Origin of the sequence: Streptomyces sp. F63, assembly GCF_018070345.1 — a bacterium.
In the GTDB taxonomy this organism is placed as follows: domain Bacteria; phylum Actinomycetota; class Actinomycetes; order Streptomycetales; family Streptomycetaceae; genus Streptomyces.
This window is the reverse complement of record NZ_JAGPXX010000025.1, coordinates 29,292-44,069: the sequence shown is the minus strand read 5'-3', so window position 1 is coordinate 44,069 and position 14,778 is coordinate 29,292. Positions and strand designations below refer to the sequence as shown.

Below are 14,778 nucleotides of genomic sequence, written 5' to 3'. Positions count from 1 at the left end.
GGTCCGCAGGTGCTCCGGTCGGGCGGGTGGCTGCTCCACGCGCGTGAGGGTGTGCGGCCCCGGGCGGGAGTGCGGCAGGGGAAGGGGCGGCGGGTGCCGGGGGAGGCGCCGGGTGCGGAGAGGTCGTGCGGCTCGCGGCGGTCCTGTGGGGAAACTGCGAGGGCTTCCGCGATTTCCCAACCGGCCCCTGTGGAGCGCGGGTTGGGGCCGTAAGCTTATTGACCTTCTGTCAATGGCGGCGTGTAATACCACAAAGCCCCGCATTCCGCCCGGTGGTCGCCCACATCCCTTTCCACGGACGTCACTTCCGCCGTTTACTGTGTGCCGAACCACTCCGGCAGCCATGGGCTCGACCCGCCGTGGGCGCACGGCCGGTGGTGGACCGGCGGCATGGGGGCGCAGTTGGCTGGAAACGAGATGTCCGTGTTCGGGGTCTCTCCTCTGGAGGAGGAGATCTACCGGCACTTCCTGCGGAACCCGGGGACCTCTCCCGACGACATCCACCTTCTGCTCCACTGCGAGCGCGAACGCGTCCGGCACTCCCTGGACCGGCTGCGCGGACTCGGGCTGCTCCACCCCGCGGGCGGCGACGGGCTGCTCGACCCGGCGGACCCCGAGATCGCCCTGGCCCGGCTGACGGACACCCGGCTGCGGGCACTCCACCAGGAGCTCCGCCGGGTCACGCAGTCACGCCACGTCATCAACGGTCTACGCGCGGAGCAGGGCCCCCGGGCCCAAGCCGGCTCGGGCATCGAGCAGTTGGAGGGGCTGGAGCAGATCCGGGACCGGATCGACGACCTGGCCTTCTTCGCCCGCGACGAGATCCTGTCCGTGGAACCGTACACCCGGCTCTCCCCGGAGAACATCGCCCGTTCCCGGCCGCTCGACCACCGCTGCCTGCGCCGCGGCGTCGAGATCCGCAGTGTGGTGCTGCGCCGGGCCCTGGACGACACCCCGACCGCGGACTACCTGCGGGAACTGGTCGCCCACGGGGCCAAGATCCGGGTGGCCCGCGACATCACCGAGCGGATGCTCGTCTACGACCGGCGGGCCGCCCTGGTGCCGCTCGACCCGGCCGACACCGCGCGCGGCGCGCTGCTCGCCCGCAAGAGGGGGCTGGTCGCCAACATCGTCGCCCTCTTCGAGAAGATCTGGCAGCAGGCCGTGGAGTTCACCGGCCCGGGGGAGGACGGCGACGGGGCCGGGACCGGGCTCTCCGACTTCGAGCGGCGGGTGCTGGTGTCGATGTGCTCGGTCGGGAAGGACGAGGCGGGCGCCCGGGACCTGGGTGTCTCCGTCCGCACCTACCGGCGGTACGTCGCCGATCTGCTGCAGACGCTCGGCGCGGCCAGCCGGGCCCAGGCGGCGCTGCTGGCCCGCGAGCGCGGCTGGATCTGACGGGACCGCCTCCGCTCAGTCCTCCTCCGCCCAGCCGTCCAGCGCCCAGCCGTCCAGCGCCCGGTCGGCCAGGACCCGCCGCACGGTGCCGTGCGCCGCCGCACGGTCGGCGGCCGTGCCGTCCAGCTCCACCCGGAGCCGGATCGCGCCGTGCGCCAGCTCGGCCGTGCAGACCCGGTCCGCCGGGAGTAGGCCCAGCAGCCGTACCACCGTCGTCGCCGCCGCGGCCCCCCGGCCGTTCCGGCGGACGGTGACGAGCAGCTGGTCCCGGCCGGGGGCGTCGTCGTCCGTCATCGCGCTTCCTCCTCGGCGGACCGCAGGATGTGCAGGGCGGCGCCGGCCATCGCCGTGATGCCGGCCGGCAGGGCGGTCCGTACATCCGGGGCGAAGTCCGGCGCGTGGTTGGCCGGGGGCGGCACGGCGCTCGCGCGCGCGGCCCGCCACTGCCGGGCACCGGTCACGCCCAGCATCCAGTACGCCGTGCGGATTCCGGTGCCGGCGGCGCCGTAGCGCGGGAAGTCCTCGGTGGCGGTGGCGGGCGGCCAGTCGGTCACCCGGTGCGGGCCGAACAGCTCCTCGTGGACGCGGCGCACGGCGGCCGTGGTGTCCGGATCGGGCAGCAGCGCCGGGGACCGCGACGTGAGAGTGAACTCCGGCTCCCGGGGGCAGCCGGACGCCGCGCACTCGGCCCGGACGATCCGCTCGACGGCGGCCGTCACCCGGTCGAGCGCGGCCTCGTCGAACGCCCGGACGGACAGGCTCAGTTCGGCCCGGTCCGGGATGACGTTGCCGCGCTCCCCGGCGTGCAGGGCACCGACGGTCAGCACGACCTGCTCCGCGGGGGCGGTCTCGCGCGCCACCACGGACTGCAGCCGCAGCACCGTGGCGGCGGCCGTCAGCACCGGGTCGACGGCGAGCTGTGGCGCGCCCGCGTGGCCGCCCCGTCCGTGGATCACCACGTCCAGAGCCGCGCTGCCCGCCATCAGCGGCCCGCCCCGGGCGTGGGCGACCGTGCCGGCCGGCAGCGGGGCCGTGTGCTGGGCGAGGACCGCGTCCGGGGTGCCGAAGCGCTCGTACAGGCCGTCCGCCAGCATCGCCCGCGCGCCCTCCAGGGTCTCCTCGGCGGGCTGCCCGACGACCAGCACCGTGCCGCTCCAGGCGTCCCGGGCCCGTGCCAGCAGCCCCAGCGCCCCCGCCGCGGCGGCCAGATGGAGGTCGTGCCCGCAGGCGTGCATGACGCCCGCGGTGGTACTGGCGTACGGCAGGCCGGTGCGCTCGGCGACCGGGAGCGCGTCGAGCTCGGCGCGCAGCAGGACCACCGGCCCCGGTCCGTTGGCCAGCACCCCGACGACACCGTGCCCGCCGACACCGCGCGTGGCCTCGGCGCCGTGCCGCTCCAGCGCGGCGGCGAACCGCTCGGCGGTGCGGGCCTCGGCGCCGGAGAGTTCGGGGCGGGCGTGCAGATCGACGTACAGCTCGACGGACGGACGCAGGATGCCGAGGGGCACCTCCCGCGGCACGGTGGGCGGCGCGCCGGGCGGCGGGGCCTCCTGCGCGGCGGCCCGCGGCTTCTCCGGTGGCGTGGCCGCCCGCCCGGCCCGCGGCCCGGCCCCCTGCCCTGCTTGCGGTCCGTTCTCCGGTACGGCCCGCGCTGTCCCGGTCAATGGATCACCTCTCTCCCCTCGCCCCCGCCGCCCGCCTTCGGCTTCCCCCGGCGGCCGCCGGCCGGACGGCCGCGACGGTGCCGGTCCCGGGCCCGCCCCCGCTCCGTCCCCCGGTGTGCGCGGACCCTCCGCTCCGGATGAGTGCCGTCTGTGCATCCAGCGGACGGCGTGCCCCGGACGTCACCGCCGCCCCCGGACGGTGCCGTTCTCCCGTGCGTTCCGGGTGCCCGGTGCCTTCCGCGTGTTACCCGTGTCGTGCGTGTTCCGCGTGGTCCCGGCATCGCCGGTGTCCTGGGCGGCACGGCTGCCGCCGGGCCGCCCCCGCTCTCCGCGCGTTCCCCTCGCCCGCCCGGCCGAACGGGATGCCGGGCCTCCGGCCGCCGGAGGGCCCGCCGGCCAGTGTGCGGTCCCGTCGCCTCACGTGCCGCACCCCCCGCTCTCACGGGGTGTCAGCGATCTGACAGCGGAAGCCGGGCCGATCCGACAGCGGCTCCCGCTCCAATGGGACCAGCGCACGGGAGCGCCGCCGGATCCGCCGGCGGGCCCCGGCAGGCCAAGGGAGAACACCATGGACGCCAAGACCGAGCTCGCCACCCTCGCCAACGACATCCTGGAGCTGGAGTCGGAGACCTTCGAGATCTCGGACTACTCCGACGCCGTCGAGGTCGTGCTCGCGGGTTCGACGTCCTCCTCCTCGACGTCCACCTGCTCCTCCACCACCTCCACCACCTCCTGCAGCGCCTGATCCACGGCGCCACGGGCCCGGCAGCCCCCTCCGGAGCGGGATCTCCCGAACCGGAGGGGGCTGCTTCCTGCCGTGGTGCGCCGTGCCGGCACGGACGCGGGCGGGGGGCCTCATGGGACGGCGCTCACGGGAACGGGTGCGGCACGGCCTTGATCTCCGCCTCGCCCAGGTCGGTGTCCCGCCGTCCCGCCGCCCGCAGACCGGTGCGCAGCCGCGGCATCAGCAGCGCCCGCTGCCGGCTCCAGCCGAAGTCCAGCGGCAGCAGCCCGGGAACGGTGGTGCCGACGGTGTGCAGGCCCATGGCGCGCTGCTCCGGCGTCGTCTGGTCCACGGCGATGACGTCGTGCCCGGCGCGCACCAGCTCGTCGCGGAGCAGCCGCAGATCGTCCAGCAGATCGCCGGTGCGCGGCCGCAGGTCCCGCCAGCCGGGGAACGCCTCGCCGAGCGGCACGACGGCCTCCGGCTCCAGGTACTCCCGGGCGTGGCGGGCCATCTCCGGCAGCCCGTAGAGCTGGGCGTGGTCCTTCAGGTGCAGCACCCTGCCGTAGTCCCGTGCCATCGCCTCCAGTTCTGCCCGCCGCTCGGCCACCTGGTAGGGCAGGTGCGGGATGTACGTCAGCACCTCCGACAGGGCGGCGTCGACGGTCCCCTCCGGGTCGAAGCCGGCGGCGGCGCTGAAGGAGAGCGTGCCCGGGCCGCCGTCGCGGCGCACCGCCAGGGCGGTGACGACGGGCACCGCGGTGTCCATCCGGGTGTCGAACGCCCGGACGTCGTAGCCGTGCAGCGCGGCCCGGTCGAGCAGGGTGCGGACGGCGCCGCCCCGGCAGGAGCCGAGGTCGATCTCGGTCAGCCGGGCCCGCCCGTACCAGGCGAGGAGGAAGGCGTCCCGCTCGACGAGCTCCAGCAGCCCGAAGAGGATGGCCTCCTCCAGCGTCCCGCCGGTGGCGCAGCCGTTCGAGCACTCGAAGACGAAGTTGTCGGCGTCGACGCCCGCGCTGTAGTGCGCCAGCCGGGCCGGCACGAGGACGGGCCGGTCGTCGCGCAGCGAGTGGCCCCACACCCAGGGGATGTCCCGGTCTGGGTCGAACGGGCTGACGAGATGGTCCCGTTGGTAGGTCTCCGGCGCGTAGAAGCCGCACGCGGCCGGGTCCAGGACCGGCTCCCCGCGCGCGAGGAGCCGGTGGTACGAGGCGGTGACGGGCGAGGTGCCGCGCCGCCGGTGGGTCCCGGCGTACCGTTCCAGGCCCTCCAGGAACGCCAGCCGGCGGCTGGTGCCGTAGGCGTCGGCCTGCCCGCTCCACGTGACGTCGTTGAGCCCGGCGTAGCCGCGCACGAAGTGGGTGCCGGCCACCGGCGAGGTCGTGGTGGAGACGGGGTTGATCCAGGTGTCCGAACCCAGCGCCCCGCAGACGGGGTTGGCGAGTGCGGACACCGGCAGCGGATACGCGTCCAGGGACCGCGAGCGGTAGCCGTCCGGATCCGGCTTGGGCACCGGGCCGAGGGCCATCCGGGCGTCCTCCGCCGTGTCGGGCCGCAGCGGCACGCAGGCCGGGCACAGCGGCTCCGGCAGCAGCGGGAAGGTGGCGGTGGCGAGCGTGCCCAGATCGACCCGGGTCACCTGCGGCAGCACCCCGTCGGCCGGCACCGCCGACGGGGCGGCGCGCCCGCCGGGCATGACGGCCCGGTAGACCGACCAGACGGCGTCGAGGGCGTAGCCGGTGAGGACGGGCCAGCCGGTGGCGCCGTGCGGCGCGTGGCCCAGTTCGAGCGCCTCGCGCTCGGAGCGGCTGCGCAGCCGCTGCCAGCGCATGGCCAGGCACTGCCCGCACGCGGCCGTGCCCTCCGCGCCGCCCCAGGGGCCGATCAGCGCGGCCCGCGCGGTGAGCTGCACGGTGGCGCGGGGGCGCAGCAGGCCGTACGGGTCCGGCCGGCCGAAGCCGAGGGTGTCGGCGGCGCCGAGCGGCACCACCAGCGGCGCGGGCAGCGGTTGCCCGGCCCCGGCGGCTCCCTCGGACGCCCCGGCCCCACGCGCCTCACGGGCCCCGCGCTCGCCGCTCCCCTCGCGCTCGTACCGCTCGGTGAGCGCGCGCTGCAGCAGGTCCCGGCCCGTCTCCAGGGGCGCCGCCGGGACGTCCGGCGCCGGAGGTGCGGTCGTCGTCATATGCGGTCGCTCCAGCGGAAGGTCTTCAGGGCCACGGCGCCGAAGACGACGGCGAAGCCGGCGAGCACGGCGCAGGCCGTGGCGATGTCCCCGGCGGGCCCGGAGCCGGTGAGCGCGGCGGACACCCCGTCGTTGAGGTAGCGCAGCGGCAGCACCAGCGACAGCGAGCGCATCCAGTCCGGCATGGCGTCCAGCGGGAAGAAGGAGCCGGAGAGGAACGCCATCGGGATCATCAGGCAGTTGGCGACGGCCGCGACCGCCTCCGGTGTCCGGGCGTACGAGCCGACGATCACGCCGATCGCCAGGAACGCCGTGATCCCGAGCACCAGCACCGGCAGGGCGAGCGGCCAGCCGCCCGCCAGGCTCAGCCCGAACGACGGCAGCAGCGCCACCGCGACGAACAGCACCGCCTGCACGATGCCGATGCCGATGGCCAGGACGTAGCGGGAGCCCAGCACGGCCGGCAGCCGGGCGGGCGTCATCCGGATCAGCCGCAGGATGTCGTCGCGGCGCCACTGCATCAGCACGAAGCCGACCCCGAACACGGCGGCGTTGGCGACGCCCCAGGACAGCACGCCCGGGGCGATGTAGTTGATGTACGGCTTGCCGCTCTCCTCCACGGTCTTGCCGTGGAAGATCAGCCCGAAGACGACGAGGAAGAGCAGCGGGAAGGCGAAGGTGAAGAAGAGGGTGGTCTTGTCGCGGACGTAGGCCCGGTAGCCCGCGGTGCTCAGGGCGGCGTAGGCGCTCATGTGGGTGGTGGTCTCCGTATCCGGTGCGGTGCCAGGCGGTGCGGTGTCACGGCCGTGGGTTCACGGCTGCGGGGTGCCGGTGCCGGTCAGTTCGAGGTAGACGTCCTCCAGGCTCGCGGTGCGCGTCTGCACCCCCTGGAGACCGGCGAGTTCGGCGACCGCGGCCAGCACCGGGCCGGAGTCCAGCGTCTCCAGTACCAGGCCGTCCCCCTCCTCGCTGACCCGGTCGACGCCGGGGATGTTCCGCGCCGTCTCCGGGGCCAGCCGGCCCGCCGGGACCACCAGCCGGGTGACGGGGCTGCCCGCGGCGATGAGCCGGCCGGGGGAGTCCAGGGCGCTGATCCGCCCCTTGACGACGATCGCCACCCGGTCGCACAGCGCCTCCGCCTCGTCGAGGTGGTGCGTGGTGTAGACGATGGTGCGCCCGGCGCTCTTCAGGTCGCGCAGCACCTGCCACAGATCGCGGCGCGCCTGCGGGTCGAGGGCGGCGGTCGGCTCGTCCAGGAAGATCAGTTCGGGGTCGTGGACGAGGGCGGAGGCGATGGCCAGCCGCTGCCGCCGGCCGCCGGACAGGTCGTCGACGCGGGTGGAGCCGTCGTCGGTCAGCCCGACGGTGGCCAGGGCACGCCCGGCGGCCTCCCGGCCGGCGCCGTACAGGGCGGCCATCGTCTCCAGGTGCTCACGGGCCGTCAGCCGGACGAAGAACGCCGAACTCTGCGTCTGCACGCCCAGCCTGGGCAGCAGCGCCGTGTTGCGCGGCCAGGGGTGCTCGCCGAGGACGGTGACGGTGCCGGAGTCGGCCCGGCGCTGGCCCTCCATGATCTCGATGAGGGTCGTCTTGCCCGCGCCGTTGGGCCCGAGCAGCCCGAAGAACTCCCCGCGCGCCACGGTGAGCGAGATGCCGTCGACGGCGCGGGTGGCGCCGTACGTCTTGCGCACCTCGTCGAGGACGACGGCCGGGCCGTCCGGGGAGGGGATGGGGGACATGGGGTGCTCCTTGGTCGCGAGGGTCGCGTGGGTCGCGGGTGGTGCCGGCGCGGACGCCGCGGGATCCGCGGCGGACGGCGCGGTGGTCGGGAGGCGGCTGCGGCCCGGCCGGGCGTTCACGGTGCCGTCAACAGGAAGTGGACGAGGACGGCGAGGGCCGCGGCGAGGGCCGCGAGGACGAGCGGGGCGCCCAGGCCGTAGAGAAGATAGGCGGCTCTGGCCCGGCGCGGATAGGCCGCCGCGGCCGGGTCGCGGCGCACGGCCAGCCGCAGGTACTCCTTGCTGGAGGCGGCCAGACCGGTGGCGCCCAGCACCTGGCTCACGATCTTGTAGCCGTCGAGGGGCGGGACGGGGATCAGCATGGCGAGGGCCTGGACGCTGCCGAGGAACAGCAGCCCCGCGAGCGCGTCGCCGGTGGCCTCGTCCACCGGGGCCAGCAGCCACACCGCCCAGAACGGCAGCAGGAACAGCAGGTTCATCACCGCTCCGGCGGCGGCGGTGGCGATCCGGGCCGCGCGGTCGCCCAGGTGAAGGAAGTCGTCCACCGTGCAGTACATGATCACCACGGGGAGCCGCCAGCGCAGCCCGATCTCCGAGACCCGGCCGCCGTAGTGGCGCGCGACCACGCCGTGGGCCAGCTCGTGCAGGGCGGTGCTCAGCCACAGCAGGGTGCCCGCGGCGGTCAGCAGCACCGGGTTGAGGAACAACGCCCGCACGCCGAGCACCAGTTCGCCGAGGCGGCTCGCGAGGACGGCCTCCATCGCGACGACCAGGCACAGCAGCGGCACCGTCCACAGCGGCCGCAGCAGAAAGCCCAGGGCGCGGTGGAGGCGGCCGGTGGTCGCGTCCGCGTCGGCGACGAGCCGGACGCTGCCGCTCAGCAGCTTCCGCTCCGGGTGCGCCCGGGGGCCGGCCGCCGAGGGGGCGCCGCGGCCCTCCGGGCTGGTCCCCGGGGCGGCCTCCGGGCTGGTCCCCGGGCCCTGCGGGCCGGGCGCGCCGGGCGGGCCGGACCGCGCCTCGGGACCCGCTGCCGGCGCCCCGGCCAGCAGCCCCCGGGCACCCAGCATGCCCAGCAGCTGCCGCCAGTTGGCGTCGGCCAGCCGGCGCCCGTAGCGGGCCGCGTACTCCGCGCCGAGCTCCTCCAGGCTGCGCGAGCCGTCCATCCGGGAGATCAGGAAGTGCTCCTTCTCCCCGACCTTGAAGGACAGCCCGCTCCCGGTGTTCTTGATCAGATGGACGGTGGCCGGCCCGTGCAGCAGGGCGCCGCCGACCAGCACCCCGTCCCGCAACTCGGGCCGGTACTGCCCGGGGACGGCCGCCGGGGCCGTCACGACCCGGCTCCCGCCGGCGTCTCGGCCGCCGCCGGAGCGGTCGCCGCCGCCCCGGCCGGTTCCGTTCCCGCCGGTCCGGGACGGGACTCGCGCAGGCAGCGGCCCAGGACGTGCGAGAGGTACGCCTCGTCCCGGATGGTCACGTGGAGGCGGTTGTTGGTCATGTGCATATACGGGGAGAGCAGCAGCGGCAGCGCCACGGCCGGGTCGGTCACCTGTTCGTCCCGCTCGCCGTCCCAGGAGCGGAACACCAGGTCGCCGTCCGCGGCCAGCCGCACCGCCCGGTCGCGCAGCTCCGCGCAGTGCCCGGCCCAGCCGGCGAGGAAGGCGGGCAGCCGGGGAGCGCCGTCCCTCGCCGCGGCGGCCCCGGCCCCGGCCCCGGCCCCGGCGACGGCGGCGCGGATCCGCGCGAACTGCGCGGTCAGGGCCGGCGCGGTCGCCGCGTAGTTGCGGTCGTACTCCTCGGTGCCGATGAAGCCGGTGTCGGGGAAGGCCCGGTGCCAGAACGCGTAGTAGCTGTCCAGGTAGTCGGCCAGTTCCGCGTCGCCCGGGAGGAAGCAGCCGGACATCACCATCATCAGCTGCGCCGAGGTGCCGAGCAGCACCGTCCGCAGATGCAGGTTCTTGGTGCGGAAGGCGTCGGTGACCAGCTCGCTGGAGTGCCGGAAGTGCCACTCGGCCAGCTCGATCCCGGCCGGGCCGCCGTATTTGCCGTACTCCGGCTCGTAGGGCTCCGCGTGCCGGGAGTTGTTGGGCCGCAGCCGCATCCGGCCGTCGCCGTCCAGGTACGGGGCGCGCTCCCCGCCGGGGAACTCGATCTCGAAGAGGGTGTTGTAGAAGTCGTTGAGGAAACCGGAGTCCACCTCGTACAGCGCGGGCCGCTCGGCGAGGAACGCGTCGATCGCCGCCTCGGTGCGGCGCCGTACCTCCTCCGCCGCCTCCGGCGAGGAGGGTTTGACGCGGAGGCGGACGTGCGGGCCCTCCAGCCAGTAGTTGATGAAGAACCAGTTGGCCAGCAGCCCCTCCGCCGCCAGCGCGTCCACCAGCGGGCGGACGCACTGGAGCAGCAGGGGGCGCGGGTTGGCGGCGTAGAAGACGTGCGTGGCCTGCCAGGCCCCGGTACCGGTGGCGGGGCCGGTCGTGGTGGGTGTCGTGGCCGTCATCCGGTGCTGCTCCTCGGTCGGGTACGGGCGGGGGCGGCGGTGGTCTCCACGGCCAGCTCGGCGACGTGGCGGCCCCGCCCGGAGACGGTGTGCAGCTCGTCCTCGTCGGGCAGTGCCTCCCGGAACACCACCCGCGCCTCCGGCGACTTCACCAGCGCCTCGAACGCCGCCAGGGACAGCGGGCTGTCGAAGTCCAGGTACTGCGGCTTGGCGCCGGTCGCGCCGCGCGCCCCGCTGTCGGACACGGTGGCGAACACCCGGTCCGGCAGCCCGTGCGCGCGGCGGAAGCGGTGCCAGTCCAGGAAGCGCTCCGCCTCCGGCTGCCCCGGCGGGCGCTCCGGCAGGGCGGAGGCGGGGGCGCTCCAGCTGCGCCGGCTGAGCACGACGCCGCCGTGCCGCACCCGGGGCCGGGCGGTCACGCCGTCCACGGGCTCGCTCTCCGGGACGCCGCCCCAGACGTTGAGCGGGGCCATGGAGGTCGGCGACAACAGCAGCAGGGTGCGTGGCAGTTCGGGCAGCGCGAGCGGCACCAGATAGCCGAGGTAGACCGGGATCACCTCGCGGCCGAGGCGCGCCGAGCGCAGCACGAGCCGGTCGGCGCTCTCGTCGTGCTCGATGGACAGGTCGTCCAGGCCGATCCGGAACTCCTCCGGCAGGGTCCCGGTCTCACCGGGGCAGACGATCTCGTACTCGGTGAGCCGCCCGTGCAGATTGAGGTTGCTCGTCACCGGGCCGCCGGTGACCTCCGCGAACACCGCGCCCTCCGGGCAGATCTCCCCGGCGGCGCGCAGCAGCCGCTGCTCCAGCCCGTCGAAGCAGTGGGTGAAGCGGCTGAACGGGAAGGACAGCCCGCCGTAGGAGCGGTTGAGGACGAGGAGCGGGCCGCCGGCGTCCGCCGGGCGGTCGGCGATCTGGACGTGGTGGCTCATGGGCGCGAACGCCGGGGCCACCGGCACCAGTTCGGCGGCGACCTCGTCGATGAGGGCCGCGTCGAGGACGATCTCGCCCCCGGCGGCCGCCGCGCCGTTCCCCCTTCCCTCCGCGTCCCCGTCCCGCGCCGCCCACAGGGCCCGCATCCGCTCGGCGAAGGTCTGCCGGGCCGTGTCCAGGGCCTTGAGCTGCGGCAGGCCCAGCCAGTTGACCTCCGGTACGTAGCGGCCGTCCGCGTCGTAGGAGGTGTGGCCGGCGGTGAAGGTCATGTACTGGTCGAAGAAGTCCTCGTGGAAGTCGTGGACCAGCTTCAGCAGGTCGTCGCAGCGGCCGCCCTGCCCGAAGCGGGCGAGGAAGAAGCCCTTGAAGGTGATCCGCTGCGGCAGGGTGAGGTCGAACGCGGGCAGGATCCGCTCCACCGCGCCCAGCGGCCCGGCGGCCAGCTCCGTCCAGGCGGCCGCGTCCAGGGCGGTGGTCCGGCCCGCCGCCGCGTCCTCGTAGAGCACCGTCTGCGGCACCTTGGCCCGCTCGGCCCCCAGCTCTTCCTGCAGGGCGGCCAGTTCGCGGCGCAGCTCGGCGAGGAGAGCGCGGCGCCCGGCCGGTTCGGCGGCGGCGAAGCGGTCGACGAGGGAGACGGGCCCGTCGAGCCGGTCCGCCAGCCGCGCCGCCCACGGGCGGTCCAGGCCCCGCAGGGACCGCTGGAACGCCCGCAGCGGGTCGGTGTCGTGCACCTCCGTGCGCAGGCACGGCACCTGCACCATGCCGAGGTGCAGCAGCGCCTCCAGATACCGGTCGCACTCCTCCGCCGGGGCGCCCCGGTCGGCGGCCAGCCACGCCGACAGTTCGCCGTAGCGGACGGTGCCGCGCTCCTCGAAGAGGCCGAGCAGCCGCTCCAGGGTGCCGGTGCGGCGCAGGAAGAACAGCCGGTCCTTCACGGCGTCGAAGGTGACGGCCGTGTCCTCCTCGCCCTCGGTCACCCAGCGCCGCACATAGCGCACCCGGTCCTCCTCCCGGCCCCAGCCGGAGGCGGGGGAGACGGGCAGATCGGCGCGGCGGGCCGGGTCGGCGAGCACGGTCTCGGCGAGCCGCCCCAGGGCCGCGACGTTGAGCCGGGCGTGGCCCGTCCAGGGGGCGTCGGCGCGCACGGTGAGCGGGCTGCCGCCCGCGCCGGTGATCCCGTCCCCGGCGCCGCCCGCGCCGGTGTTCCCGCCCCCGTCGGCCAGTTCACCGAGGGCGACCCCGGTGAAGGTCGAGAACGGGCTCGTCTTGCAGACCGTCCGGTAGAGGTACGACAGCAGGGAACGCTCGATCTTCCGCTGCTTCTTGCCCGGGGGGCCGCCGTGGGAGCCGCTCCCGGAACGGCCGTCCGCCGCCGTCCGCAGATGGCCGTCGAGCTGCCCGTCCAGGGCGGGCGAGGCCAGCAGCAGGCCCTTGCGCAGCCGTTCCTCCCCCGCGAGCCGGCGCAGCGCGGCCCGGCCGCGGGCGGTCTCCTCCGCGAGCAGCGCCGCGCCCCGGCGGTGCTCCTCCGCCAGCCGGCGCCGGTCGCGCAGCCAGCCGGCGAGGGCCTCGCCGGTGGCCTCGTCCACTCCGCGCACCAGGGCGAGGGCGGCGTCGCCGTCCCGGGGCAGCCGGTTGTTGTAGACCTCGCGGCGCAGCTTCAGCAGCCCGCGGCGCACGGTGTCGCTCTCCGCGGCCGGGTGGCCGCCGACGAGGTCGTGCAGCCGGTCGCCGACGGCCTCGCCCGCCGCCCGCAGCCGCTCGGTCTCCCGCAGCACGGCGTCCGCCCAGCGGCGGCTGCCGGGGCAGCGCAGCTCCCGCAGCGTCTCCACGGGCAGCCCCGCGATCCGCAGGACGAACGGGCCTTCGGTGCCGCTGGCTTCGACGGCTTCGACGGCTTCGATGGCTTCGACGGGCTCGCCGGGTGCCGGTGCCGGGTTCGGCATGTCGCTGGTCCCTCCTCCGGTGCTCATGCCGCGCTCAGGCGATCTCGTACCGGAAGTCGGCCGGGGCGGGCCGCTCATGACCGATCATCATGATCAGCAGCGGGGACTCGCCCGTCTCCGCCAGGCCGAGTTCCTCGATGTACGAGATGTTGTCGAAGCCCAGCGCCACACCGCAGCCGAGGCCGAGCGCGGCGCAGGCGGTGTAGAGCGTCTGCGCGACCGCCCCGATGACGGCGTTGACCACGCGGTAGCCGCGGTCGCCGACCGCGTCGAGCACGGCCGCGGTGCGGACCGCCGGCACCAGCACCGCGCCGGACTGCTCCAGGTTGTAGTTCGCCAGGAAGTAGTTCTTCTGCAGGAACTCCCCGGGCCGGCCGGCCGTGACCAGCCGCAGCGACCGCCCGGCCGGGTCGTACTCGTACGCCCCCGGCTCCAGGCCCTCCACATGGTTGACGAACGCGTACAGCCTGGTGAGCGGGGTCTCCCCGGTGCCGCTGTCCCCGCCGAGCACCGCGCCGGCGGAGGCGGCGGCCAGGCAGGCGGCGAACTGGTCGGCCGCCACCGGCCGTTGCGCGTCGAAGCGGCCGAAGCTGCTGCGCCGCGCGCGGAGCGCCGCGCGCACATCGGCGGCGAGCGCCCGGGGCGCGGGCAGCGGGCGGACGGGCCGGTCCGCGTCCGGGGGCGGGGCGGCGGCCGGGGCGAGCGCGCCCGGCGCGGGCCGGTCGGGGGCGCGCTCGGCGGTGGCGGCCTGCATCTTCAGCAGGGCGTCGAAGGTGAGCACGGTGCGGGACCGCTCGACGTCCCGGTGGCGCACGGACACCGGGGCGGCCGGGGCCGGTGCGGCCGGCGGGCCGGCCGGGGCGCCCTCCCAGCGCAGCGGGACGACGGCGAAGATCCCCTCCTCCTCGGTCCGCACCCCGAGCAGCCGCGCCAGCCGCTCCTCGTCGAACCAGAACGCCGGCTCGACGGCGAGCCCGCGCGCCCCGGCCCACAGCCGCCAGGTCTGCAGGGCGGCGCCGAGGTCCATGGACACGGCGTGGAAGGAGAAGCTGTTGTACTTGAAGGCGTTCTGCCAGTACTTGATCCCGAGGACGAGGTACTGGTCGGTGTCCGGTCCCGGGGCCCCGGCGCCCAGCGCGGCCCGCACCTCGCCGGAGACGTCACCGGTGAGCAGCCGCTGCAGGGCGTGGTGGCGGGTGGAGTAGTAGTGCACCCCGGGCGGCACCGGACCGCCGCGCCCGGACACCCAGTAGACGCTGACCGGGTAGAGGCCGCCGCCGGAGGCCGAGCCGCGCGACCAGTTGGCGAGCGGGTAGTACGGCAGGGCGCTCAGGTCCGTGTTGGCCTGGACGCCGAGGCGCCGGCCCGTCAGGCCGTAGGAGTCGCGCAGCAGGCCCGACAGGGCGGCGAGGTCGAACGGCCGCCCGGCCGCCGCACCGTCCGCGCCGGCCGTGCCGCCCGCCCCGCCGAGAGCGGCGAGAGCCCCGTCCAGGGTGGCTTCCGCCGGATAGCCGGAAGCGGGCAGCGGCAGGCTGTCCACGCCGGGGTAGAACTTGGCCTTGCGCGGGCCGTCGGCCCAGTCCGGGACGAAATCGGCGGGATCCATCGGGACCCGCCCGCGGTGCATGATCGCGGTGGCGTACTCATGGGCGTATCCCATGGTGTGCCCTGCCTTTCCTGCTGCCTCTGGAGCTGTCGGGCCCG

Annotated in this window: 11 protein-coding genes; 2 read left to right on the top strand and 9 right to left on the bottom strand. The window is 75.5% G+C overall.

What is annotated here, in order from left to right; translation table 11 throughout:
* The first annotated feature begins 402 nt into the window (after positions 1 to 402).
* Complete coding sequence (locus KBZ10_RS21860; protein WP_374223398.1) at positions 403 to 1,398, top strand: helix-turn-helix transcriptional regulator; 996 nt, start codon at positions 403 to 405, stop codon at positions 1,396 to 1,398.
* A gap of 15 nt (positions 1,399 to 1,413) precedes the next feature.
* Here the strand turns inward: KBZ10_RS21860 and KBZ10_RS21855 are convergent, their stop codons facing one another.
* Positions 1,414 to 1,692: a hypothetical protein gene (locus KBZ10_RS21855; RefSeq protein WP_210989386.1), complete on the bottom strand. Its 279-nt coding sequence runs from the start codon at positions 1,690 to 1,692 to the stop codon at positions 1,414 to 1,416.
* Positions 1,689 to 2,918, bottom strand: coding sequence for an amidohydrolase (locus KBZ10_RS21850; RefSeq protein WP_307847556.1), 1,230 nt, complete (start codon positions 2,916 to 2,918; stop codon positions 1,689 to 1,691). The genes KBZ10_RS21855 and KBZ10_RS21850 overlap by 4 nt, the downstream gene beginning before the upstream one ends.
* 712 nt (positions 2,919 to 3,630) lie before the next feature.
* Between KBZ10_RS21850 and KBZ10_RS21845 the strand changes: the two genes are divergently transcribed.
* Positions 3,631 to 3,807 carry a thiazolylpeptide-type bacteriocin gene (locus KBZ10_RS21845; RefSeq protein ID WP_019710917.1) on the top strand — a complete coding sequence of 59 codons (177 nt, stop codon included), beginning with the start codon at positions 3,631 to 3,633 and terminating at the stop codon, positions 3,805 to 3,807.
* A gap of 124 nt (positions 3,808 to 3,931) precedes the next feature.
* On the opposite strand, the gene KBZ10_RS21840 is transcribed toward KBZ10_RS21845, so the two are convergent.
* The 7 genes from KBZ10_RS21840 to KBZ10_RS21810 all read right to left on the bottom strand — a co-directional run bounded on the left by KBZ10_RS21840 (position 3,932) and on the right by KBZ10_RS21810 (position 14,734).
* Positions 3,932 to 5,968 (bottom strand): TOMM precursor leader peptide-binding protein, encoded by a 2,037-nt coding sequence (locus tag KBZ10_RS21840; protein WP_210989384.1) that lies wholly within the window; start codon positions 5,966 to 5,968, stop codon positions 3,932 to 3,934.
* On the bottom strand, positions 5,965 to 6,720 hold the full coding sequence (locus KBZ10_RS21835) for an ABC transporter permease (protein WP_210989383.1): 756 nt from the start codon (positions 6,718 to 6,720) through the stop codon (positions 5,965 to 5,967). The genes KBZ10_RS21840 and KBZ10_RS21835 overlap by 4 nt, the downstream gene beginning before the upstream one ends.
* A gap of 60 nt (positions 6,721 to 6,780) precedes the next feature.
* Positions 6,781 to 7,707: an ABC transporter ATP-binding protein gene (locus KBZ10_RS21830; protein ID WP_210989382.1), complete on the bottom strand. Its 927-nt coding sequence runs from the start codon at positions 7,705 to 7,707 to the stop codon at positions 6,781 to 6,783.
* Positions 7,708 to 7,823: 116 nt separating this feature from the next.
* On the bottom strand, positions 7,824 to 9,038 hold the full coding sequence (locus KBZ10_RS21825) for a peptidase M50 (RefSeq protein ID WP_210989381.1): 1,215 nt from the start codon (positions 9,036 to 9,038) through the stop codon (positions 7,824 to 7,826).
* Entirely contained in the window at positions 9,035 to 10,201 is a 1,167-nt protein-coding gene (locus KBZ10_RS21820) for a lantibiotic dehydratase C-terminal domain-containing protein (protein WP_210989380.1), read from the bottom strand. The genes KBZ10_RS21825 and KBZ10_RS21820 overlap by 4 nt, the downstream gene beginning before the upstream one ends.
* Positions 10,198 to 13,074 carry a lantibiotic dehydratase gene (locus tag KBZ10_RS21815; RefSeq protein WP_374223396.1) on the bottom strand — a complete coding sequence of 959 codons (2,877 nt, stop codon included), beginning with the start codon at positions 13,072 to 13,074 and terminating at the stop codon, positions 10,198 to 10,200. Before KBZ10_RS21815 ends, KBZ10_RS21820 begins: the two co-directional genes overlap by 4 nt.
* 34 nt (positions 13,075 to 13,108) lie before the next feature.
* The gene (locus KBZ10_RS21810) at positions 13,109 to 14,734 is read right to left on the bottom strand and encodes a SagB family peptide dehydrogenase (protein WP_210989378.1); all 1,626 of its coding nucleotides are present in this window, start codon (positions 14,732 to 14,734) and stop codon (positions 13,109 to 13,111) included.
* Positions 14,735 to 14,778: the final 44 nt, after the last annotated feature.